The sequence below is a fragment of the bacterium genome, from assembly GCA_035691305.1.
In the GTDB taxonomy this organism is placed as follows: Bacteria; Sysuimicrobiota; Sysuimicrobiia; order Sysuimicrobiales; family Segetimicrobiaceae; genus DASSJF01.
In genome coordinates this window covers 1-22,412 of the sequence record DASSJF010000033.1, presented here as the reverse complement: position 1 = coordinate 22,412, position 22,412 = coordinate 1, and the positions used below count along the sequence as shown (strand labels likewise).

The following is a 22,412-nucleotide window of genomic DNA, read 5'->3' as shown; positions in this document are numbered from 1 at the left end:
CGGCGATGCCGTTACAATTCTACGACGCGTCCCAAACCGAGGGCTTCGGCGCGCGCGAGCAGCCGCTGTCCGGTCACCAGGTCCTGAACGGGCACGCCGATCGTCTTGCAGAACGTGATCTCGTCGTCGCGCTCCCGTCCAGGACGGGAGCTGAGCACGAGCTCGCCGAGCTCCGCCACGTCGGCGGCGCCGATCACCCCCTGCGCGAGCGGGACGGCGAGTTCGCCGCACGCGCAGGTCTCCTTCATGTCGACGACGACTTTCGCGCAGCGTCGGATCGTCTCGACGTCCACCTCGCCGCTCTCCGGCACGCAACCGCCCGCGGCGATCACGCAGGCGCCCTGACGCAGGTCGCGGCCGTCGAACAACGGGGTCGATGTCGTGGTGGCCGTGATCACGATATCGGCATCCGCGACGGCCTCGCGAGGACTCGACGCCAGGTGCCAGTCTCGGGGAATCCGGCCGCCCTTCGCGCGCATCGTCTCGATGAACTGCAGCGCCTTCGACCGCGTCCGGCTGAACAGCCATACCGTCTCGATGTCGCGGATCTCGCACATCGCCTCGATCTGATTTAGGGCGACGTGGCCGGCGCCGAACATCGCGCCCACCCGGGCGCTCCGCTTCGCCAGGAGGTCGATCGCGAGGCCGGTCGCGGCGCCCGTCCGCAGGTCGGTCACGGCTCCGCCTTCAAGCAGCGCCCGCGGTTCACCGGTTCGCCCGTCGGCCACCAGCACGAGTCCCCGGGTCACGTATCGCGTGGTGACCTCATCGGTAAATGCGGAGAGCATCTTGATGCCGAACCCGCCGCCGTCTTTGATGACGCCGGGCAGAAAACCGATCACACCGTGGGGCGCGTCGGTGTAGATCCAACGATGCAGCCCCCGCTCGACGAGTCCCCCTGAGTACAGGCGAAACGCGTCGCGCTGCCAGTCGATCGCGTCGCGCATCGACCAGCACCGCAAAATGTCCGCCTCCGACAGTACCCTGAGCGTCATGCCGTGACCCTCCGCACAGCCTTCACACTACGCCGGGGACGTTCCTGTCGCGGGCAGGGCCGCCACGAGCCGCTCGGCCACGCGCTGCGCGTCGCGGACGATGGCGGCCTCGTCGGCGAGACACAGCCGCCGGTCTTCCACCACCACCACACCGTCCACGAGCACCGTCCGCACGTCCGAGCCGTGCGCGCACCACGTCAGGAGGGCCGCGAAATTGTCATGGCGGCCGCGGATCAGGGGACGCAGATGCGCGCCGCCGAGGTCGAGCAGGACAGCGTCCGCCCGCTTGCCGGCCTCGATCGCGCCGAGATCTGGCGCCTCGCCGATCGCGCGGGCGCCACCGCGTGTGGCCATCTCCAGCACATCCCAACTCATCAGCGCGTGCGCGTCGAGCCTGTGGATGCGCTGCAGCATGCAGGCGCCGCGCATCGCCTCGAACATGTCGAGATGAAAATTCGACAGCATGCCGTCGGTTCCGAGACCTACGTTGACGCCGCGGGCCCGCAGCTCCGGGACCGGCGCCACGCCGGTCCCCAGTTTCATGTTGCTGGTCGGGTTGTGGGCGACGCTCGTCCCGGTCTCGGCCAACGCCTCGATCTCGTCCGCTGTCAGCCAGTTGCAGTGCGCCAGGACCGTCCGCGGGCCGAGCACGCCCGTTCGCCGCAGGTAGATCGCGGCCGGCTCGCCGCGCTCCCGATCGGGCCAGCCCGCGTCATCACGCGATTCCGACATGTGACCGTGGATGCCGGTATGCAGGCGCTGAGCGTCCTGGCTCATCCGTCGAAGCGTCGCCTCGGTCACGCCGTTGATGGCGTCGAAGCCGAGCCAGTACTGCACGCGTGCGTCCGCGGGCCGAGGCAGATTCGTGATCGACTCAACGAAATCGGCGTAGACGTCGCAGGCGCCGTTTCCAGCGAACTGCGCGTCCGCCGCCAGCGGCGCGATCCTGGCCCGGATCCCGATCTCCTCGGCAGCCGCAAAGGCGCCCGCCGGCTTGCAGGTCATGTCCATAACCGTCGTCGTGCCCCGTTTGAGGGACTCCGCGAACGCCAGCAGGCCGCCGGTTCGCGAATCGGCCTCCGTCATGCCGCGGCAGAGGCCGTCCGGGTACAGCGCGTGCCAGTCGAAGAGCGACAGACCATCTCCAAGCGCTCGCCCCGGCCGGGTGTGCACGTGACAGTTGATCAGACCCGGCATCAGCACGCAGCCGTCGCCGCGGATGAGCCGATCCGCGCCGGGATCGCGCGTCCCGGCCGTCACGGAGGCGAATCTGCCGCGCTCGATAACCACCGTGCCGTCGGCCACCACATCACGCGCGTCGTTCATCGTCACGATCGTAGCGCCCACGATCGCCACGCTCTGGGTCATCGTCTGCCTCCGCGGAAATCGCCGCACCGCGAAAACCCGGCCGGTGGAAAGACGGATCCCGAGGCGCTCGGCGAGCGCCTCGGGCCGCGATTACTCGACGATCGGCGCCGCGGTTACTTGCGCCGCAGCGTGTCGAGCTGCAGGAAGAAAAACGGGTGGAAGTGGTAGCCGGTCAGGTCTGCGCGGGCCGGCACAACGGAGTACGGCTGGACAAGAAAGGCGTACGGTGAGCCGGGGGCCGCGATCCGCTTGTTGTAGTCTTCGTAGAGGCTCTCGCGCTTCGCCACGTCGCTCGTCGCCGCGGCCTCTTCGCCGTCCTTTTTCCCCTGCGCGTCGACCCAGTTGAACCGCTTCGCGACGAAGCCGCTTGCGAAATAGGTGAAGTTGTCCGGATCGAAGTAGTCCGGGTACCACGTGTTCAGGATGGTGGCGGGCTTGCCCGTCCTCGCTGTGGTAAGGAGAATCCCGGCCTGCACGGGCTTCGGGTCTAGGATGATGCCGACTCGCTGCAGATCCGCGCGCAGCTTCTGCGCAATCTGATCGGCGGTCGCCGTGCCGTACGCAAATCCGAGGCCCCAAACAAAGTCTACGTGGACGGTGCCGATCCCGGCCTCTTTCAGCAGCGCCCGCGCCTTGTTCAGGTCCTGCTTGTACAGCAGCTGCTTGTTGAGCGATTCAGGAAACCCCAGCAACCCGGGCATCATGATGCTGCCGAGCTGCCGCGCCGTCCCGTGGAGTACCCCGTTGATCAGCCCGTCGTAGTCGATCGCGTACTTCACGGCCTCGCGGACCTTCGGGTTGTCCCACGGCTTGACCGCCGTCTTCATGCCGAGATATGTCGTCCACGCCGAGGGGTCCTGGAAGAACTGCAATCCCGGCTTCCCGCGGATCGCGTTGATCTGGTTGATGCTCAGGTCCAGCGCGATGTCGGCGTCGCCCCGCTGCACCATGAACGATTGGGTCGCCGGCTCCTTCACGTGCTTGATGATAACGGTCCGGAAAAATGGCGCCGGCCCGTAGTAGTTGTCGTTCCGGGCCATGACGATCTGCGACTCCCGCGTGTACGAGACCAGCTTGAACGGACCCGTGCCGGCGGATTCCTTGAAGAAAATCTGCTCGGCCTTGTCGAGCTTGTCCGCCCCGGGCGTCTCGACGCCGCCGGCCGCGCGCACGACCTTCGCTTCGACGATCGAGAACACGCCCGCCGTCAGCGTCGCGAGAAACGCGGCGTTCGGGTCGGTCAGAGTGATCCGGACCGTCTTGGGATCGACGACGTCCACGCTCTTCAATGGATCGGCCAGGAACGAGCCGTAGCCCTTCAGGTTCTTGGCCCGCAGCAGCGAGAACCGCACGTCCTCGGCCGTGACGGGCGCGCCGTCACCGAACTTAGCGTCGCGCAGCTTAAACGTCATAACTGTCGCGTTGGGGTTGAAAGTCCACGAGGCGGCGAGGTCCGGCTGGATCTTGCCGAGATCCGGCGCTTCCTGCTTGACCAGCCGGCTGTAGATCGGAAACTGCATAAACACGCCGCTGATATCGTAGCTCTTGTTCGGATCGGGCGTGTGGATATCCGAGATGTCCTTCGCGATAACCAGCGTGTCGGACGCCGAGGCCGCCCCCGCCCTGTCGCCCAGTCCCATGGTCATCACGCCGCCTGCAAGGAGCAGAACGATCCACGCCGCACTCAACCGCCTGGCCATCACCCGTCCCCCCCAACATTGGAAATCAGCCGGTGCCGCGAAGTTCATTGCCGCGTCACCGTGTAAACTCGCTACACGTTCGTGGTACTCGGAGTGAGTCCTGCGGTCCATCACAGCTCGCGACGATTCGCGTTATGGGAATCTACCGAGCCTCGACACGCGTCAGATCGCCCGCAGCGCGGGCGGCTCACCTGACAACGGCTCGCAACCGGTTTCGGTGATGAGTATCTCTTCCTCGACGCGCATGCCGCCCCGTTCCCCGAAGTACACGCCCGGCTCGAGGCATAGGGTCATGCCCGGCTCGAGCGCGCCCGTTTCCGTCTCGACGTCGGGCCATTCCTGCGAGCTTTCGAGGCCGATGCCGTGGCCGGCGCGCACGCCGAACGCCCCGCCGTAGCCCGCGCCCGCGATCGCGCCGGCGACCGCCTCGTGCAGCCGCCGCACCGGGATCCCAGGCCGCGCCGCGGCGACCGCGGCCGCGAACGCACGGCGCAGCAGGTCGTACAACCGCTGCTGTGCCTGGCTGGGCGGTCCCACCACGAACGACCGCGTGAGGTCGGTCCGGTATCCCCGGTAGACGACGCCGAGATCCGCGGTTACGATGTCGCCGCGCTCGAGCGCGCGCGTGCCGGTGAACGCTACGGGGATGCCGCCGTTGGGTCCCGAGACGACGACCGCGGGCCAGCCGAAGGCCTCCGCCCCGGCGGTGCGCATCGCAAACTCCGCCTCCGCGGCGAGATCGATCTCGCGCCGCCCCGCCGCGGGCCCGGCCGCGATCGCGGTAAACCCGGCGTCCGTGATGCGGCACGCCTCGCGCAGCAGCGCGATTTCCGCGGCACTCTTGCGCCGCCGGAGCACGTCGATCCCGGGCGCGAGCGGGCGTATCTCGATCCCGGGGGCCGCCGCACGCTGCGCCTCGGTGAACGCCACGGGCAGCGTCTCCGCGGGGCCGGCGTGAAGACGCCGGACCCCGGCTGCGGCTACGGCGCGGCAAACCTCCGCGCCGGTCCCGTCCGCCGCGGGAACGTCCACACCGCGCGCCGCACGCCGGGCCCGAGCAACGTCCCAGTTGAACGGCACCCACAGCCGCGCCCTCGGTCCGGACGGCAGTAGCAACAGATACGCCGCGCCGAAGACCGGAGCGTACCCGCTCACATAGAGCAGATCGGCCGCGTGGCCGCTCAACCCGTAGACCAGGACGGCTTCGTCCGCGGCCAGCCGGCCCGTCAGCGCGTCGCGACGGGCCGCGATCTCCGCAACCGGCGCGTCTTCGCGCGCCGCGTCCGTCACAGAGCCCTCGCCGCGCGGGTGGCCTCGAGCAGCGCGTCGTGCACGCGCCGCGGCGCGAACGCATCGCCGATCAGCAGCCGCTCGCCCGGCCAGCCGTCCAGCGCATGGTAGAGGACATCGTCGGCGCAGCCGCCGTTTGCCACCACGACCGCGTCGGCCGGCAGCCGGCGCGTCTCGCCGGTGAGCACGTGCCGGACGTCCAGGCCGCCGGACGTCACGGCGCGGGCCTCCGTCAGCGGCGTGAGCGTTACGCCGCCCCGCAGCAACCGCTCGAGGATCACGGGCTTCTGCGTGTCGTCGACGCCTTCGCCCACGAGGAAGTGCCGCGTGACCACCTCGACGGCGCAGCCGCGGCCGGCCAGAAAATCCGCCGTGGTCGGTCCCGCCATGTGTGGATCGTCGGCGACGACAACCACCCGCCCGCTGAGCGTGACCCGCTCGAGCAGGACATCCTCGGCGCTCACGACGGCCGTGCCGCCGCCCGCTTCCAGCGGCGCCAGGCGCGGCCGGGAGCCCGTGGCGACGATGACCGCATCCGGGGCCAGCGAGCGAACCAGTTCCGGCGTCGCCGCCGTGCGAAGCCGCACGTCGACGCCCGCCTGCCGCACCTGACGGGCGAGCCACGCCGCGATGCCCGCGAACTCTCCCCGTCCCGGGGCGCGCGAGGCCGCCCGCACCTGTCCGCCGAGCTCCGCGTCGCGCTCGAGGAGGACGACGTCGTGCCCCCGCAGCGCCGCGACCCTCGCCGCTTCCAGCCCGGCGGGGCCTCCGCCCGCGACGACGACGCGACGGCGACGCGCCGCCGGCCGGATCTCCGCAAGTTCCGCCTCACGGCCGATCACCGGGTTCTGCACGCACTCGATCGGCAGGCCCATGTAGAGGCGCCCGATACAGCCCTCGTTCGCGCCGACGCAGAGCCGGATATCCGCCACGCGGCCGTCCTGCGCCTTCCGCGGCATCTCGGGATCGGCGATGATCGCGCGGGTCATCCCGACGAGGTCCGCGAGGCCGCGGCGGAGCGCGTCTTCCGCCTCCGCCGGATGGACCACCCGGCCCGCGTAGATCACCGGCACCCGCACCGCCTGCTTGTACGGCGCGACAAGATCGAGGTACGCTCCGTGCGGGAAGTACGACGACGGCACGTGCCGCGGCCGGCCTCGCATCCCTTTGGTCGTGCCGGCCGTGACGGAGAAGAAGTCCAGCGCGCCGAGCCCGTCCAGCATCCGCGCGACCGCGAGCCGCTCCTCGCGGCCGAGCTCACCGTCGACGAAGTCCTCGGCGCTCACGCGCGCGCCGACAAGGAAGTCCCGGCCGACCGCCTCGCGCACCGCCGAGACAATCTCGCGCGCGAGCCGCGCGCGGTTCTCGAGCGAGCCGCCGTACCGGTCGGTCCGCCGGTTGACCGCCGGCGACAGAAACTCGTCCGGCAGCATATCGCCGAAGAACGCCAGTTCCACCCCGTCGAAGCCGCCGTCCCGCGTCCGGACCGCGGCCGCGGCATACGCGTCGACGAGCTCGCGGATCTCCGCGACCGAGAGCGCGTGCGGCACCTCCCACGTCCGTTCGTTGGGCGTCTCGGAGGGCGCCACCGCCGCCCGCCGCGAGGCCAGCACGCTCATCCGGCGCCCGCGGTGCACCAGCTGGCAGGTGACAAGCGCGCCCCAGCGGTGGATCTCCGCGGCCATGTGCGAAAAATACGGCACGATCGAATCGTCGAAGATCTGCACGTTGCCGGGCCCGCCGGGCGAACTCGGGTGCACGCTCGTCGTGCCGAACGCCTGCACGAGGCCGGCGCCGCCCTTCGCCTTTTCCACGTGGTAGCGAACGTAGCGATCCGTGGGATAGCCGCCCGAGCCGAAGGAGGCGTCGTGCGACGTGCTGACGATCCGGTTCTTGACTTCGGCCGAGCCAATGCGGAGCGGTGAGAAAAGCAGTGGAAACTGCGGCGGCATCGCCGGCGACACTTCCACAGGCCGGCGCGGCCGCCCTCCCCCGTGGCGGAGGACGGGTCTCTGCCTGGTCGAATGAACCGCGGGCGCACTCGATGAGCGAACACATCCCGGCCACCGGCCGTCTCGAGGATCTCCGGTTTCTCCGCGGTCGCGGCCGGTACGTTGCCGACATCCGGCTTCCGGGAATGCTGCATCTCGCGCTTGTCCGCAGCCCGCACGCACACGCCCGCGTCGTTGCCGTCCACCGGGATCGTGCGGCGGCGCTCCCCGATGTGGTCGCCGTGTTGGCCGCCCGCGACCTCGGCGCGGCGAATCGTCCGTTGATGCCGATGGTGACATCGCCGGCGCCCCGCTGTCCCGCGGCCCAGTCCCCGCTTGCGCCCGATCGCGTCCGCTACGCCGGCGAGGCCGTCGCCGCGGTCCTCGCCGAGACGCCATACGCGGCCGCGGACGCGGCGGCCGCCGTGGACGTCGACTACGATCCGCTCCCGGTCGCCGCGGATCCGAGGCGGGTCGCCGAAGGCGGCGCGGCGCCGCTGCACGACCGCTGCCCGGACGGCGTCGTCGGAACGTGGCGTACGACCGTCGGCGCGCCGGACGACGCGTTTGCGGCGGCGGCCGTGACGGTCGAACTCGACGTCGAGATGCCGCGCAGCTCGGCGCAGCCGATCGAGCCGCGCGGCGTCGTCGCGCGGTACGATCCCGCGGACGAACTGCTGACCGTGTGGACCTCGACGCAGGTGCCCCACGTCATCCGCCTGGGCCTGGCGCTCGCGCTGGATCGCCCCGAGGCGTCCATCCGCGTGGTGGCGCCGGACGTCGGCGGCGCCTTCGGCAGCAAGCTGTGTCTCGCGCCGGAGGAGGTCTTGTGCGCCCGGCTGGCGTTGAGCACCGGCCGGCCGATCCGGTGGAACGAATCCCGCCGCGAGCACCTGATGCTGAGCGGGCACAGCCGCGGACAACGGCACCGGATCGCGCTCGCGCTCGCCGCGGACGGCACCATTCTCGGTTTGCGGGACCGCGTGCTGCACGACAACGGCGCCTACACCCCGTACGGTCTGCGCCTGCCGCTCGTCACGCTGGCGAGCCTCGCCGGTCCCTACCGCATTCCGGCGCTGGATCTGCACGCGACGTCGGTGTTCACGAACAAGCCGCCGGCGATCCCGTACCGGGGCGCGGGACAGCCCGAAGCCGTGTTCGCGCTCGAACGCGCCCTGGACCGCGGGGCCCGCGCGGTCGGTCTCGAACCGTCGGAGCTGCGTCGCCGCAACCTGCTGCGGCCGGACGAGTTTCCGTACCGGACCGGCGTCGCGCTGGGCGGCGCGGACGTGGTGTACGACGCGGGGAGCTGCGCGCCGTGCCTCGACCGGATCCTCGAACGCCTGGATCTACCCGCCTTCCGGCGGAGGCAGGCGGCGGAGCGCGCGGCCGGTCGGTACCTCGGCGCCGGGATCGCGTGCTACATGGAGTCCACCGGCGCAGGCACGTTCGAGACGGCGCTCGTGCGGATCGACGGCGCCGGCGGCATCACCGTCGCCTCGGGCATCTGCTCGCAGGGACAAGGACTCGAGACGCTGCTCGCCGGGATCTGCGCGGCGGAGCTCGGCGTGCCGGCCGGGCGAATCCGCGTGCGGCTCGGGGACACGGCGGCGATTCCGTACGGAGTCGGCACGTGGGGCAGCCGGGCCGCGGTCGTCGCCGGGTCCGCCGTCGCGGAAGCGGCGAGGCGAGTCAAAGAGCGGACGGCGCAGGCGGCCGCCCGCGTGCTCGAAGCGAGGGCCGCGGACATCCGGCTGGCCGGCGGGCGCGCGTTCGTGGCCGGCGCGCCGGAGCGCGGCATCGGCCTGGACGAACTGGCCCGCGCCAGCGCATCCGGGCGCAGGCCCCTGCTCGTCCCCGACGGCCCGGGACTCGAGGCCGGCGCGCATTTCGCGCCCGGAGGCGCGACGTACGCGAGCGGCGTCCACGCCGCGATCGTCACCGTCGATCCCGAGACCGGCGAGGTGCGCATTCTCCGCTATCTGGTCGCGCACGACTGCGGCCGCGTGCTGCAGCCGGCGGCCGTGGAGGGGCAGATCGCGGGCGGCACCGTGCAGGGCATCGGCGGCGCGCTCCGCGAGGCGCTGCGCTACGACGACGCGGGCCAGCCGCTCACCGGCTCGCTCGCGGACTACGCTCTCCCGCGAGCCTCCGGCGCGCCCTCGATCGAGATTGACCATCTCGAGACCCCGAGCGCGCTCAATCCGCTCGGGGCCCGCGGCGCCGGTGAAGGCGGAACGATCCCGGCGTACGCGGTACTCGCCGGCGCCGTCGAAGACGCGCTCCGGCCCTTCGACGTCGCGATCGACGCCGTGCCGATCACGCCCGCGGTGATCCTGCGGCTCGTCGCCGCGTCTCGCGTCACGCCCCGGCGTGCGCGGCCCTGAGCCGCGGGTAGACGCCGTCCAGAAACCGCCGGATCTGCGCCGGCGCGTCCCACGCCGCGAAGCGGAGAATCGGCAGCCGGCACCCCGCGTCGATGTACGCCTGGATTCGCGCGACGACCTCCTCGGCCGGCCCCGCCGCGAGCCAGATCCGGAGAAAGTCCTCCCGCATCGGGCCGTAGTACTTGGTGAGGAAGCCGACGCCGTCGTCCCAGGCGCGGCGAGGATCGTCGTTGATGTTGATCATCATATGGTAGGACGTGGGGAATGTGTCCGGATCCTTGCCGGCCTCCCGCAGGTGCCGCGAGAGCAGCCGCCACCGCGCCGCGAAGACCGCCGGCGTCGGCCCGCCGTCCGTCATCCACCCGTCGGCGAACGCCGCGACCCGCCGGCACTGCCGGTCGGCCAGGTCGGGCTTGTCGAGGTTCGGCTCGTTCGCGACCCAGACCGGCAGCGGCCGCTGGATCGGGCGCGGCTCGAGGGTGAGGCTGTCGAACCGGTAGTGGGCGCCCTCGTGCGTAACCGGCGCCTCGTTGAGAAGGCGGCGCACGACTTCGATGCCTTCTTCGAAACGGCTCACGCGCTCCTTGGGGCGAAAGCCGAGGACCTGCACCTCGTTCTGCGCCTCGCCCATGCCTTCGCCGCCGCTCGCGCCCATGCACGCGCAGAGCAGCGCGCGGCCGCGGCTCAGCACGTCCAACGTCGCCCATTGAATCGCAAAAATGATCGGGTTGCGATAGACGAAGCTCGCCATGCACGCCGTCCCGAGGCGGACGCGGCGCGTCCTCGCCGCGATCGCGGCGAGCGTCGCGATCGCCTCGAGCCGGGGTTTGGCAATCAAGCTGTCGCCGACCCAGACGGAGTCGAACGCTTCACTCCGGTCCGCGATCTCGCTCAACTGCAGGATCTCGTCCACGGAAATGGCTCCGAACAACACGCCGCGATTCGGCAGGCTCAATCCAAGCTTCACTCCAAGACCTCCCTCGCGTAACGTCGACGAAAGGTAATCGCATCCCCTTCCCAAAATCATCGTCCGGCCGGCGAGATACCTGCATCACCAAAATCAGGGAATGAGGTGAGCGGACCGATGAAGTTCGCGTTGACGCTGCCGAACCGCGGCGTGCTCATGGGCCTCACGACCCCGGAGCAGATGCTGCAGATGGCCGAGGCCGCCGAGCGCTCCGGCCGGTACAGCGACGTCTGGGTCGGCGACAGCCTGCTCGGCAAGCCGCGCATGGAGTCGATCACGCTGCTGGCCGGCATCGCCGCGCGCACGAAGCGCGTGCGGCTCGCGCCCGCCTGCATGGCGAGCTTCCCGCTGCGTGATCCCGTGCTGCTCGCGTACCAGTGGGCGAGCCTCGATCTGCTGGCGGGCGGCCGCACCCTCCTCATCGCGTGCACCGGCATCGTGCCCCAGGCCGGCGGCGCGGTGGAAGCCGCGCACTATGGAGTCGACGGCAAGGCCCGGGTCGAGCGCATGGTCGAGTGGATCACGATCCTCAAGCGCCTCTGGACCGAGGATGAGGTCACCTTCGAGGGCAAGCACTACCGCCTGCAGGACATCACGATCGAGCCGAAGCCGGCGGCCAAGCCGCGGCCGCCGATCTGGATCGCCAACAACGCCACGGGAACGCGCGACCGGATCGAACGCACGCACCTTCGCGTGGCCCGGCACGCCGACGGCTGGCAGACGTCGCTGTCCGACGCCGACGACGTGCGGTGGAGGCTCAACGACGTCCGCCAGAAGGCGCGCGACGTCGGCCGGAACCCGGACGAGCTCGAAACGAGTCTCTACCACAACATCAACGTGAACGAGGATCGGGCCGCGGCGCTCGCCGAGTCAAAGAAGTTCCTCGACGCGTACTACATGGTGGGCTTCAAGCCGGATCGCGTCGAAAGCTGGACCGCCGCGGGGTCGCCGAAGCAGTGCATCGAGCACCTCAACGTCTACGCGCGAATGGGCATCGACACGATCGGGCTGCGCTGCACCGGCTGGGACCAGATGGGGCAGCTGCGCCGGGTGATCGAAGAGGTGCTCCCGTACGTGGAGGGCGGCGGCCGCTGACGACGCCGGCGCTGCCCGGCCGGCGGGCTAGCGCAGCCACACCGTCTTTTCGGAGGCCGGCGTCCGCCGCCGGCTCGGCACCTCCACCGGGTAGCCGGCGTAGATGATGCCGATCACCCGGCGGTTGTCGGGCAGATCGAAGAGGCGCCGCAGCGCGGGATCGTCGCGGATCGCGCCCGTCCGGAAGTAGGTCCCCAATCCCTCGGCCCAGGCGCCGAGCATGAACGCGTACGCGGCCCCGTACGTCGCCCAGATGTCCTCTTCACGCGTCTCCGGGTCGTCCGGCATGGCCGACGTCACCGCGATGATGAGGGGCGTGTCCACCGTGTCGCGGTAGACTTTGTCGAGCGCCGGCTGCACCTCGGGGGCGTCGGGGTTGGGCATCGCTCGGCGTCGGGCGTCGCGCCGGATCTCGGCGAAGCGCCGCTTCGATTCGCCTTCGAGGACGTAGAACTGCCACGGCTCGGTCACCCGGTGGTTGGGTGCCCAAACCGCCGCGTCCAGGAGGCGCCCCACCAGTTCGTGCGGCACCGGATCGGGCTTCAGCTTGGGCACGCTGCGGCGGGTCCGGATGACGTCCAGCACCGCCGCGGCGCGGTTCGTGTCAGGCATCGGTGGCCTCCTCGAGCGACATCGCCGGGTTGCGTTCGCCGGCCCGCACGGCGACCGCCAGCCGATTTTCCAGCGGCGCGAGCGGACAGCTCCAGCGCGGATCGTACGCGCATGATGGATTGTAAGCGAAATTGAAATCCAAGACCAGGCGGCCGCCCTCGAGGCCGAGATCCGCGCCCTTGACCGTGTCCAGCAGGTAGCGACCGGCCCCGTACGTCTCGACGCCGCTCGTCCGGTCGCAAAACGGCAGGAACAGGCCCCCGCCGTACCCCTCCAGCCAGTAGAGTCCGAGCGCCCAGGCCGATCCGCGGAGCCGGAACCGCGCCGCGGCAAACCGCGTGAACCGGTAGGCCGTCCCGTCGCTTGCAGCCACGCGGTGCGACGCCGGCGGCACATCCACGACGTCCGCGAGCACACGCGCCGCCGGGTCGTACGGATAGTACGAACCGGTGTAGCGTGCCCGCAGGCGCTCCGGCACGGGCGACTGCGGGTGGTGCCGGAACAGCGCCTCTCGCGCCGCGCGCCACGCCGTCCACGCGGACGCCGGATCCCCCGACGCCCGGATCGACTGGTACAGCGCGAAGACGCGCTCCCTCCAGTCGAGGAGCCGCAGGCGGTCCGCCGCGCCATTCTCGGACGCCGGCGCGCGCCGCTCCCGCTCGATCTCAGGCGCTCCCCGCCGGCAGGTTTCCATGGACCGAGAGCCGGGTAAATTCCGGACGCGCGCCGGTGGTTGTGACGTCGGGGCCGGAGGTGTATCGCAGATGACGCATCCACTCCTGAACTGCGACGTCGATGAGGCGTCCGCCGCCGAGGTGGTCCACCCGCACGGCGAGATTGATCTCTCCACCGTCCCGATCCTTCACGACGCGCTGGCCGAAGCGGTGTCCCACGGACGCCACGTCATCGTCGACCTCAGCGACGTCAGCTTCATCGACAGCACGGGCTTCCGGGAGTTTCTCATCCACCGCCGCATCTGCCGCGAAAACAACCGGCTCATGGTGCTGGTCAATCCCCGCGACCGCGTCGAGCGGGTCATCGACATGCTCAACTTCTTCCGGATGATTCCGGTCTATTCGACAATGGACGCCGCGCAGACGTCGCTCAAGGGCGTGCCACTACCCGACCGCTAGAACCGGACGCCGCTTCCAATCCCCGCGCCGCCGCGCGCCGGAAGCACGTCACCAGGTGGTCGTCGACGAGCCCGGCCGCCTGCATGAACGCGTAGCAGATCGTCGGCCCCACGAAGGTAAAACCCCGCCGCCGCAGGTCCTTGCTGAGCGCGCGCGATTCGGCTGTCTCGGCCGGGACGTCTTTCGGCGTCCGGCGCGTCCGGCGGATCGTCCTGCCGTCGACGAACCGCCACACGTAGGCGTCGAAGCTTCCGAACTCGTCCCGCACGGCGAGCAGGGCCCGCGCGTTGGCGACCGCGGAGGCGATTTTCAACCGGTTTCGCACCAAACCCGGGTCCCGCAGCAGCCTGCTCCGCCGCGCTGCGTCGAACCGCGCCACCGCCTCAGGATCGAACCGCGCGAAGGCCGCGCGATAGGCCGCCCGCTTGCGGAGAATCGTCAGCCACGACAGCCCGGCCTGCGCGCCCTCGAGCACCAGCAGCTCGAAGAGCGCGCGGTCGCCGTGAGTGGGGGTGCCCCATTCCTTGTCGTGATACGCGATCAGCCGCGGGTCCCCGGCGGCCCACGAGCAGCGCCGATGCTCCGCCGCGGACTTCACGAACGGACCGGTTGCGGCCGGCCCTCGCCGGCGACGACCGACATCACCCGCAGGAAGTTGTCCCGATAGATCTTGCGCAGGTCGGCCTCCGTGGCGCCGCGCTTCAGCAGCTCGGCGGTGAGGCCCGGCAAATCCTCGGAGTTCTCCATGCCGGGAAAAACGAAGCGCGCGGTCCCCGGAAACAGAGCCCCGTCCGCCTCGGCGATGCCCTGCGCGGCGTGGATCTCCCGCTCGTGCCGGTAGAAGTCGGCGCCGATCGCGACGTGGTCGATCCCGGCGATTTCGATCAGGTGGTCGATGTGGTCGACCCACCGGGCGATCGTCGGCTCGGCGGCGTCGATGAAGCCGGGAACGGCCACGGCGCCGACGAGGCCGCCGGTTTTCGCGATCGCCCGAACCGTCTCGTCGGTCAGGTTCCGGGGGTGGTCGCGGAGCGCCCGCACGTTCGCGTGGCTCGCGATCACGGGCCGTGTCGAGGCGGCCAGCACGTCCGCGGTCGTGCGGTCGGATCCGTGCGAGACGTCGACGACGATGCCGAGGCGGTTCATCTCTTTGATCGCGCGCTGCCCGAGGCGCGTCAGGCCGCCGGGCGAGTCGTGCTCCCAATCCCCGACCCCGAAGGCCGTACGCCGCGCCCACGTCACGGACAGCATCCGCAGACCCAACCGGTGCAGCAGCCGCAGGACCGCGAGATCGTTGCCGAGCGGCTCCGCCCCCTCGAGCCCGATCAGGACCGCGACCTTCCCCTGGGCGGCGATCCGGCCAAGATCGCCGGCGGTCAGCGCGACTTCGATGCTGTCACGGTTCTGCTCGATCTCGGTAAAGAGGCCGTCGAGCAGCCACAGCGCGTGCCGCAGCGACCCTTCGGGCACGTACACCGACGGCGTGAAGATCGCGGCGACAACCGCGCTCACCCCGCCGGCGCGAAAGCGCGGCAGCCAGAACGTCCTGAGCGAGTCGTACACGCCGTCGAAGCGCCGCTTGGCGATCGCGATGGGAAAATCGTCGTGCAGGTTGACGACGCCGATGCGGCGCGTGAGCTCCGCGTCGGCCGCGGTAAAGTACGGCGTGCCGGCCCGCCCGTCCATGCGTCCCCTTTCACCGGAAAGCCGCGGCGGCCCTTTTGCGGGGCGCAAACGACCGTCGCCGCGTCCAGTTGCTACACTCGAACGGTGGCACAACAGGGTAGCCTTCGTGTGTCGGTGACGCCGGCGTCCGGCCTTGTCGACGGTCCGATCGGCGTCGTAGTCTCCGGCTGCCGATCCGGCCGGGCGGTGACGCTGCGGGCGCGGATGCGCGACGGGCTCGGCCGGCGGTGGGAGTCGCACGCCGTGTTCGAGGCCGATTTGGACGGCACGATCGACGTCGCGGTCACGCGTCCGCTCGACGGCACGTATGACACCGCCGATGCGCGCGGGCTCTTCTGGTCGATGCGGGTCGTGGAAGGCGAGGCCGGCGGACCGTGGAGCGCTGTCTCGCCGCTCGAGACGGAGTTCACGGCCGAAGCCGGCGCGGAGCCGGCCGCGGCCGCGCGGGCGACCCGCCTGTTCGTGGGGCCCGGCGTCTCCCGCACCGAGGTCCGCGACGACGGCCTCTTCGCGACGCTGTTCCGCCCGGCCGGCGGCACGCCCCGTCCCGCGGTGATCGTCGTGCCCGGATCCGGGGGCGGCGTGCCCGAGGCGAACGCGTCGCTGCTGGCGTCGCATGGGTTCGTCGGACTCGCGCTCGCGTATTTCCGCGCCGGCCATCTTCCGGAAGCGCTGGCGGACATTCCGCTGGAGTACTTCGAGACGGCGATCCGGTGGCTCCGCCGGCACGAGGCGGTGGCCGGGCAGCCGCTCGGTGCGATGGGCGGGTCGCGCGGCGGAGAACTGGTGCTCTTGCTCGGGGCGATGTTCGGGCAGATTCGCGCCGTCGTGGGCAACGTCCCGAGCGGCGTCGTCCACGCGGGCATCTCCGGGGGCAGCCTGACCGAACGGTACCGGCGGCCGGCATGGACGTGGAAGGGGAAAACGGTCCTGCCGTTTCTCTCCTCGCGCGATGCGGCTCAAATGGAGGAACCGGCGCCGTCTGATGAACCGCTTGCCCTCACGCCGCGGTTCCTGCGCGCGCTCGCGGACCGGGGGGCCGCGGAAGCCGCCGAAATTCCGGTCGAGCGCATCAACGGGCCGGTGCTTCTGATCTCCGGGCAGGACGATCAGATGTGGCCGTCACCGGTCTTGGCGGACATCGCGATGAAGCGGCTCGCGCGCCACCATCACCCGTTCCCGTACACCCACCTCTCGTATCCGGGCGCCGGCCACATCATCGGCCCGCCCGGCCTGCCGGCGACGGTTACCGCGTCGCTCCACCCGCTGGCCGGCCGCGCGCTGGCGTACGGCGGCAATCCGAAGGACAACGCCGCCGCGGCCGCGGACTCGTGGCCCAAGGTCCTCGCGTTCTTCCGAGACGCGCTGGGGTCCGGCCGGAAGCCGGGCTAATCTCGCTGGATCCCGGGCCGGACCACCGGCCACGGATACGGCATCGGTCCGACCGGGACTTCGATGAGGGCCGGGGCGTCGTCGCGCAGCGCGGTCTCCAACTGCTTGCGAAGTCCCTCGGGTCCGTCGGCCCTCAGCCCCCGGAGACCAAAGGCGTCCGCGAGCTTCATGAAGTCCGGGTTGTGGAGATCGGAGGCGATCAGATGTCCGCCGTAGATCTGCTCCTGCATCCGCCGCACGTTGCCGAAGGCGCCGTCGTTGAAGACGATCGCGATGGCGTTGATGCGGTGCTTCACGGCCGTCGCGAGTTCCCCCACCTGGTACATGAAGCCTCCATCGCCACAGATCGCGACGACCCGCTGCTTCGGCGCGCCCACCTGCGCGCCGAGCGCCGTCCCGTACTCGTATCCGAGCGTGCCCTGATACCCCGGTGTGATCAGCGTCCGCGGCCGGTAGATCGGGAACGTCCCGAATTGAATCCAGTACCCGAGCTGGGTAACGCCGCTCACCACGATCCCGTCCTCGGGCAGGGCGTCGCGGATCGCATGCGCGTATGACCGCTGCGGCTCGAGCGCGCCGAGCGCCGCTTCAACCCTGCTCCTGACGGCTTCGCATTCCGCTCTGCGTGATTCGCGCGGCCGATTGTGCCGCGGAATGCGGACCAGCAGCTCCTGAAGAACGAGGTCGGCGTCCCCGACGACGCCGACCGCGGCCGGCGCGTTCCGGCCGATCTCCTCCGGATCGATATCGATCTGAATGACCGTTTGGTCGGTCCGCGGCCGCCACTTCGATTGCGACGGTTGTAGAAACCGGCTGCCCACCACCAGCACCGCGTCGGCGGACGGGAGCAGCTCGGGTCCCGCTACCATCGTTTGCGCGAGGTAGTTCCGGTCCGAGACGGCGCCGCGGCCGCTGCTCGACATGATGACCGGCGCTTCGAGCATGCCGGCGACCCGCTCCAGGGATGTCCAGGCGTCGGATCGCAGCACGCCCCCGCCGGCAAAGATGAGCGGCCGTACGGCGTGCCCCAGCTTCTCCGCGGCCGCTTCGATCGCGTCGGGATCGCCGGCCCGCGGCGCGGGCGCCACACGGTCCGAGAGCGTCACCTCGCCCGAGTTGAGCAGCACGTCCTGCGGCATTTCGACGACGACGGGACGCGGGTGTCCGGTTGACAGCTGCCGGAACGCCTCGCGCATCATGCCGGGCACGTCCTCCGGACGGCCGGCCTGACCGCCCCATTTCGCGAACGAACGGGCCGCGCCGAGTTGGTCCGGGATTTCGTGCAGCATGCCGCTGCCCCGCCCGATGGACCTGAACGGGATCTGTCCCGCGATGCAGAGCACCGGCGCGGAGCAGGCGTACGCCGTGGAGAGACCGGACGCGGCGTTCAGGAGGCCGGGGCCCGGAACCACGAGACACGTCCCTACCCGCCCCGTCGTCCGCGCATAACCGTCGGCCATGTACGAGGCGGCCTGCTCGTGGCGGGTGTGGTAGACGCGGATCGCGTCGCGCGCTTCCCAGAGCGCGTCGAAGGCGCCGTCGAGCTGCACGCCCGGCAGTCCAAACACGATCTCGACGCCTTGAATCGCGAGCGACCGGACGAGCGCCTGGCCGCCGGTCATTTTCGCGGCGGCGGCCCGTCCCCGGTTGGCCGCCACCCCGACGGGGGCGCGCGCCTCGCGGACGTTGTCTGCGTCACTATTTGCGGTCATGCGATGCCTCCGTCCAGCGTCGCTCGGCAGTCCACGGCAGCCGCTCCTGCTCCCCGCGGCCCCACCACGACGGGGTTCACGTCCAGCTCGACGAGCCGCTCGCCCAGGTCCTCGGCGAGCATACTCACGCGGCTGACAATCTCGGCGACCCGCTCGACGTCGAGCGCGGGCCGTCCGCGCACGCCGGCGAGGAGCGGCCACATGCGCAGGCCTCGAAGGAGGTCCAGCGCACGACCGGCCGTGACCGGAGCCGGCGCCATCTGGACGTCGTGCAGGACTTCGACCAGCACCCCGCCCCATCCCACGAGGACGACCGGCCCAAATTGTTCGTCCCGCGTCGCCCCCACGATGACCTCCGCTTCCCCGGCAATCATCTCCTGCACGACGCAGCCCTCGCAGACCGCGCCGGAGAGACGCCGCACCGCACGCGCGATCCGGTCCCATGCGCGGGCCAGCGCGTCCGGATCCGCGAGGTCGAGTTCGACGACGCCGGCATCGGTCTTGTGCACGAGCCCCCGGCAAACCGCCTTCAGCGCGACCGGGTACCCAATGGACTGCGCGGCCTGCGCGGCCTGTTCGATCGTGGCCGCTGCGCGCTCGCGCGCGACCGGAACACCGTACGCCTCCAGCGCCGCCCGCACCTGAGGAGCCGTGAGCGGGCCGGCCGGCAGCCGCTGCAGCGCCTCGAGCCGGTCCGGCGCGATCGGGACGCGCCCGCCCGAGGCACGACCGCTCGAGGCATGATCGCCGGAGAAAATCGGACCGCGTGGCGCCCGACGGCGATGCGCGCTCCACAACGTGGCGACGCGGAGCGCATCGTCCAACCGGTCGTAGGAATGGCAGCCGAGTTCTCGCAGCACGCGGCGCGGGCCGTCGGCCGCCGATCCCGGCGTCACCGCGAACAGCACCGGCTTGCCGCTTCGCACAGCCGCCCGAGCGAGCGCCCGGGTCGTCTCCTCGTAAAACGGCACGGTCGTCAGCGCGACGAGCACCGCCCCGACTTCGGGGTCCCCCGCGAGTACGGACATCGCGCGATCGGCACCGGCGATCGGATCCCCATCGCGCCGCCCGCCGAGATCGACCGGATTGTCGGCCTGCGGCGGCAGCAGAATTTCGAGGAGCGCCTCCCTGGTGTCGGGCCGTAGGGCCGCGAGCTCGAGCCCGGCGCCGGTCACGCGGTCCACAGCCACGGCGGCGCCGCCGCCGGACGGCGACAGCACCCCGATGCGGCTGCCGTCTCCCGTCGCGTATCGCCGGCGCAGGACGTCCGCCGCCAGGATCATCCCGTCGGGATCGTCGGTCAGGAGCGCGCCCCGCTCCCGACAGGCCGCCTCAAACGCCGCGTAGGAACCGGCGAGGCTCGCCGTGTGCGACCGCGCGGCCCGCACGCCGGCGGCGCTGCGCCCGGCCTTCACCACGATGAGGGGCTTGCCGCGCCTCTGCGCATCGTCGGCGAGGCTCAGGAACCGCCGCGCGTCCCGGAAACCCTCCACGTAGAGCCCGACCGCGTCGGTCCCGGGGTCGTCCAGCATGTACTCGAGCACGTCGCAGATCTCGACGTCGGCCTGATTGCCGAGCGAGACGCAGGCGCTGAAACCGATGCCGGCGTCGTGCGCGCGGTTGTAGATCGACACCATGAGGGCTCCGCTCTGGCTGATGAGACCGACGCGGCCCGGAAGCAGCGACTCCACGTCCAGGACGAGCGACGAGGTGAGGGCGAGCCGGTGAGGCGGGTTGATCAGGCCCATGCAGTTGGGCCCGATGAGGCGCAGCCCGGAACGGCGCACGATCTCGACGAGCGCGTCCTGCCGCGCGCTCCCCTCGGGGCCCGCCTCCGCGAACCCCGTCGTCATCACCACGCAGCAGCGCGCGCCGGCGTCGGCGCATTCCGCCACCGCGGGCACCACGGCCTGGGGCGGCACGGCCAGAATCGCCACGTCGACCGGGCCCGGGGCATCGCCGATCCGCGGGTAACAGCGCCGGCCGAGCACCGCCGTCCGGCTCGGATTGATCGGCAGGATCTCGCCCGCGAACCCATGCTTGACGAGGTAGTGCATGATGCGGCCGCCGAACTTCGCGACGTTCTCTGACGCGCCGAACACGGCCACCGACGAGGGGTGCAGAATGTCGCGCACCGCCGCCCGGGGCGCCGCCGTGGTCACCGGAGGCGCCTCACACGAAGGCCGGCGTCCCGAGCATTTCGCGGCCCACGATCAGCCGCTGGATGCCGCTCGTGCCGTCGATGACCGTCAGCATCCTCGCGTCCCGCGAGCGCCGCTCGACGCCCGCGGCCTCCGAGAGCCCATGCGCGCCCATGCACTCCATCGCCGTCCCGCAAATCCGCACCGCGGCCTCCGTTGCGAAGAGCTTCGCCATCGACGCTTCTTTCGGGCACCGCCGCTTCTGGTCGAGCAGCCACAACGCCCGGAGGCACAAGAGGCGCGCCGCGTCGAGCTCGGACGCGGCGTCCGCCAGCGCCGTCTGGATCGCCTGGAACTTGGCGATCGGCCGTCCGAACGCGACCCGGTCCCGCGCGTACGCAACCGCGTCGGCAAGCGCGGCCTCGGCGAGCCCAACAGCCTGCAGGCCCACGAGCGCCCGCGACGCCTCGATCGCCCGATAGAACGCCTCGGTGCCGCCGCCCGGCGAGCCCAGCAGGTTTTCGCGCGGCACCTTGACGTCCTCGAAGCGCAGTTCGGCGTACGACAGGTTGCGCAGGCCGACGCTGTCCAGCTCTTCGCTCACCCACGGTGACTCGGCGCGCTCCAACACCAAACGGTTCGTGCCGGGCGCTCCGCCCGATGGCTCGGCGACGACGAGGAGCGTGATGAGATCGCTGACGCCGCCGAGCTTGATCCACTTTTTCCGGCCCGTCACTCGGAAGTAGGGGCCGTCCGCCACCGCCGTGGTGCGCAGCGCGCGCACGTCCGAGCCCGCCTGCGGCTCGGTGATCGCGGCCGTCGAGATCCAGTCGCCGGCGAGAAGACGCGGCAGCCACCGCGCCTTCTGCTCCGCCGTGCCGAGCGCGGAGATCGTGCGCGGCGGGACGACCTCTCCCAGGACGACCGGACCGTGCGCCAGGGCTTCGAGGAGCAGGCCGTAGTCCACGTAGCTCATCCCGGCGCCGCCGTCGGCTTCCGGCAGCGTGCCGCCGAGATATCCCAGCGGCGCGAGCGCCTTGTAGATCCGGCGGAGCTGATCCGCGGTCAGCTTGGCGCCGCGCGGCGCGGCGGCGGCCACGGGCTCGACGGCGCGCGCGAGCACCTGCGCCGTCCGTGCCTGCAGGTCGCGCTGGCGCGGCGAGAGTGCGAAGTCCACGCCCTATCGGCCCTCAAACGCGGGGGCCCGCTTTTCCTTGAACGCCGCGATGCCTTCGCGCGCGTCGTGCGACGCTAGGATGCGCCGAGCCCAGCGTTCCTCGAGCGCCGCGGCCTCGGGAAGCCCGTCGCGCGCCTGCGCGCGCACGCCCTCCTTGATCGCCCGCATCGCCAGCGGCGCGCCGGAGGAGAGACGCTCCGCGATCCGCGCGGCTTCGGCGTCAAGCGCGTCGTCCGGCACGACGCGGCTGACGAGGCCCAACTCGAAGGCGCGCGCGCCCGAGATGTCCTCGCCGAGCAGCAGGACGTCCAGAGCGCGGTTGCGGCCGATGTAGTGGACGAGCCGCACCATCCCGAGGCTCCAGGTCGGAATCATGCCGAGGTAGACGTCGCCGGCGCGGAACGTCGCTCCCGCGGCGGCCACACGGATGTCGCACGCCCACGCGAACCCCGTGCCCCCGCCGATGCACCAGCCCTTGACGGCCGCGACCACCGGCTTCGGAAACGTCTCGATGCGCTCGACGGCGCGGCGGCCCGCTTCGCGGAACTTCCGGCCGGCCTCCGGGGTGTGGTCCGCCTCGTCGCGCAGATCGGCCCCGGCGCAGAAAGCCCGCGACCCCGAGCCGGTCAGGATCACGGCGCGCGTCTCCTCGCGTTCTTCGAGGAGATCGAGCGCCGCCTCGAGTTCGCGCAGCATCTGCCCGGTGACGAGGTTGAGCGGCGGACGGTTCAGCGCGATCGTCTACACCCGCCCGCGGTGGGTGAGG

18 protein-coding genes are annotated in these 22,412 nt (G+C 71.0%); 4 read left to right on the top strand and 14 right to left on the bottom strand.

What is annotated here, in order from left to right:
• Positions 1-11: 11 nt before the first annotated feature.
• From VFL28_05430 to VFL28_05410, 5 genes are all read right to left on the bottom strand, one after another.
• Positions 12-995 carry a hypothetical protein gene (locus VFL28_05430; GenBank protein HET7264090.1) on the bottom strand — a complete coding sequence of 328 codons (984 nt, stop codon included), beginning with the start codon at positions 993-995 and terminating at the stop codon, positions 12-14.
• 27 nt (positions 996-1,022) lie between these two features.
• Positions 1,023-2,363: an amidohydrolase family protein gene (locus VFL28_05425; protein HET7264089.1), complete on the bottom strand. Its 1,341-nt coding sequence runs from the start codon at positions 2,361-2,363 to the stop codon at positions 1,023-1,025.
• Positions 2,364-2,476: 113 nt separating this feature from the next.
• Positions 2,477-4,063, bottom strand: coding sequence for an ABC transporter substrate-binding protein (locus VFL28_05420; protein ID HET7264088.1), 1,587 nt, complete (start codon positions 4,061-4,063; stop codon positions 2,477-2,479).
• A gap of 162 nt (positions 4,064-4,225) precedes the next feature.
• On the bottom strand, positions 4,226-5,353 hold the full coding sequence (locus VFL28_05415) for a Xaa-Pro peptidase family protein (GenBank protein ID HET7264087.1): 1,128 nt from the start codon (positions 5,351-5,353) through the stop codon (positions 4,226-4,228).
• The gene (locus VFL28_05410) at positions 5,350-7,323 is read right to left on the bottom strand and encodes an FAD-dependent oxidoreductase (protein ID HET7264086.1); all 1,974 of its coding nucleotides are present in this window, start codon (positions 7,321-7,323) and stop codon (positions 5,350-5,352) included. The genes VFL28_05415 and VFL28_05410 overlap by 4 nt, the downstream gene beginning before the upstream one ends.
• A gap of 74 nt (positions 7,324-7,397) precedes the next feature.
• Between VFL28_05410 and VFL28_05405 the strand changes: the two genes are divergently transcribed.
• Positions 7,398-9,731: a xanthine dehydrogenase family protein molybdopterin-binding subunit gene (locus VFL28_05405; GenBank protein ID HET7264085.1), complete on the top strand. Its 2,334-nt coding sequence runs from the start codon at positions 7,398-7,400 to the stop codon at positions 9,729-9,731.
• Here the strand turns inward: VFL28_05405 and VFL28_05400 are convergent.
• Positions 9,706-10,698 (bottom strand): LLM class flavin-dependent oxidoreductase, encoded by a 993-nt coding sequence (locus VFL28_05400; protein ID HET7264084.1) that lies wholly within the window; start codon positions 10,696-10,698, stop codon positions 9,706-9,708. The two genes, VFL28_05405 and VFL28_05400, sit on opposite strands and share 26 nt — an antisense overlap.
• Positions 10,699-10,815: 117 nt before the next feature.
• Here VFL28_05400 and VFL28_05395 point away from each other — a divergent pair, with 117 nt between their 5' ends.
• Positions 10,816-11,793, top strand: a complete 978-nt coding sequence (locus VFL28_05395) for an LLM class flavin-dependent oxidoreductase (protein ID HET7264083.1) — start codon at positions 10,816-10,818, stop codon at positions 11,791-11,793.
• Between the two features lie 27 nt (positions 11,794-11,820).
• On the opposite strand, the gene VFL28_05390 is transcribed toward VFL28_05395, so the two are convergent.
• Both VFL28_05390 and VFL28_05385 read right to left on the bottom strand, forming a co-directional pair.
• Positions 11,821-12,405 (bottom strand): nitroreductase, encoded by a 585-nt coding sequence (locus tag VFL28_05390; protein HET7264082.1) that lies wholly within the window; start codon positions 12,403-12,405, stop codon positions 11,821-11,823.
• The gene (locus VFL28_05385) at positions 12,398-13,099 is read right to left on the bottom strand and encodes a DUF1684 domain-containing protein (GenBank protein ID HET7264081.1); all 702 of its coding nucleotides are present in this window, start codon (positions 13,097-13,099) and stop codon (positions 12,398-12,400) included. Before VFL28_05385 ends, VFL28_05390 begins: the two co-directional genes overlap by 8 nt.
• A 70-nt stretch (positions 13,100-13,169) precedes the next feature.
• Here VFL28_05385 and VFL28_05380 point away from each other — a divergent pair, with 70 nt between their 5' ends.
• The gene (locus tag VFL28_05380; protein HET7264080.1) at positions 13,170-13,538 is read left to right on the top strand and encodes an STAS domain-containing protein; all 369 of its coding nucleotides are present in this window, start codon (positions 13,170-13,172) and stop codon (positions 13,536-13,538) included.
• On the opposite strand, the gene VFL28_05375 is transcribed toward VFL28_05380, so the two are convergent.
• Both VFL28_05375 and VFL28_05370 read right to left on the bottom strand, forming a co-directional pair.
• Complete coding sequence (locus VFL28_05375; GenBank protein HET7264079.1) at positions 13,510-14,136, bottom strand: DNA-3-methyladenine glycosylase I; 627 nt, start codon at positions 14,134-14,136, stop codon at positions 13,510-13,512. The two genes, VFL28_05380 and VFL28_05375, sit on opposite strands and share 29 nt — an antisense overlap.
• Positions 14,133-15,224: a dipeptidase gene (locus VFL28_05370; protein ID HET7264078.1), complete on the bottom strand. Its 1,092-nt coding sequence runs from the start codon at positions 15,222-15,224 to the stop codon at positions 14,133-14,135. Before VFL28_05370 ends, VFL28_05375 begins: the two co-directional genes overlap by 4 nt.
• 108 nt (positions 15,225-15,332) lie before the next feature.
• Here VFL28_05370 and VFL28_05365 point away from each other — a divergent pair, with 108 nt between their 5' ends.
• Positions 15,333-16,616: an acyl-CoA thioesterase/bile acid-CoA:amino acid N-acyltransferase family protein gene (locus VFL28_05365; protein HET7264077.1), complete on the top strand. Its 1,284-nt coding sequence runs from the start codon at positions 15,333-15,335 to the stop codon at positions 16,614-16,616.
• On the opposite strand, the gene VFL28_05360 is transcribed toward VFL28_05365, so the two are convergent.
• Genes VFL28_05360 through VFL28_05345 form a run of 4 tightly spaced genes read right to left on the bottom strand, consistent with a single transcriptional unit; the run spans position 16,613 to position 22,378 of the window.
• Positions 16,613-18,328, bottom strand: coding sequence for a thiamine pyrophosphate-dependent enzyme (locus tag VFL28_05360; GenBank protein ID HET7264076.1), 1,716 nt, complete (start codon positions 18,326-18,328; stop codon positions 16,613-16,615). The two genes, VFL28_05365 and VFL28_05360, sit on opposite strands and share 4 nt — an antisense overlap.
• Positions 18,325-20,490, bottom strand: a complete 2,166-nt coding sequence (locus VFL28_05355) for an acetate--CoA ligase family protein (GenBank protein ID HET7264075.1) — start codon at positions 20,488-20,490, stop codon at positions 18,325-18,327. Before VFL28_05355 ends, VFL28_05360 begins: the two co-directional genes overlap by 4 nt.
• A gap of 10 nt (positions 20,491-20,500) precedes the next feature.
• Positions 20,501-21,646 (bottom strand): acyl-CoA dehydrogenase family protein, encoded by a 1,146-nt coding sequence (locus VFL28_05350; GenBank protein ID HET7264074.1) that lies wholly within the window; start codon positions 21,644-21,646, stop codon positions 20,501-20,503.
• 3 nt (positions 21,647-21,649) lie between these two features.
• A complete protein-coding gene (locus VFL28_05345; protein ID HET7264073.1) occupies positions 21,650-22,378 on the bottom strand; it encodes an enoyl-CoA hydratase/isomerase family protein in 729 nt (242 codons plus the stop codon).
• Between the last annotated feature and the right edge of the window lie 34 nt (positions 22,379-22,412).

What these genes read in the sequence shown, in the direction of transcription:
- VFL28_05430 (HET7264090.1), bottom strand. Translation starts at nt 995, where the DNA reads ATGACGCTCAGGGTACTGTCGGAGGCGGACATTTTGCGGTGCTGGTCG.
- VFL28_05425 (HET7264089.1), bottom strand. Translation starts at nt 2,363, where the DNA reads ATGACCCAGAGCGTGGCGATCGTGGGCGCTACGATCGTGACGATGAAC.
- VFL28_05420 (HET7264088.1), bottom strand. Translation starts at nt 4,063, where the DNA reads ATGGCCAGGCGGTTGAGTGCGGCGTGGATCGTTCTGCTCCTTGCAGGC.
- VFL28_05405 (HET7264085.1), top strand. Translation starts at nt 7,398, where the DNA reads ATGAGCGAACACATCCCGGCCACCGGCCGTCTCGAGGATCTCCGGTTT.
- VFL28_05395 (HET7264083.1), top strand. Translation starts at nt 10,816, where the DNA reads ATGAAGTTCGCGTTGACGCTGCCGAACCGCGGCGTGCTCATGGGCCTC.
- VFL28_05390 (HET7264082.1), bottom strand. Translation starts at nt 12,405, where the DNA reads ATGCCTGACACGAACCGCGCCGCGGCGGTGCTGGACGTCATCCGGACC.
- VFL28_05385 (HET7264081.1), bottom strand. Translation starts at nt 13,099, where the DNA reads ATGGAAACCTGCCGGCGGGGAGCGCCTGAGATCGAGCGGGAGCGGCGC.
- VFL28_05380 (HET7264080.1), top strand. Translation starts at nt 13,170, where the DNA reads ATGACGCATCCACTCCTGAACTGCGACGTCGATGAGGCGTCCGCCGCC.
- VFL28_05370 (HET7264078.1), bottom strand. Translation starts at nt 15,224, where the DNA reads ATGGACGGGCGGGCCGGCACGCCGTACTTTACCGCGGCCGACGCGGAG.
- VFL28_05360 (HET7264076.1), bottom strand. Translation starts at nt 18,328, where the DNA reads ATGACCGCAAATAGTGACGCAGACAACGTCCGCGAGGCGCGCGCCCCC.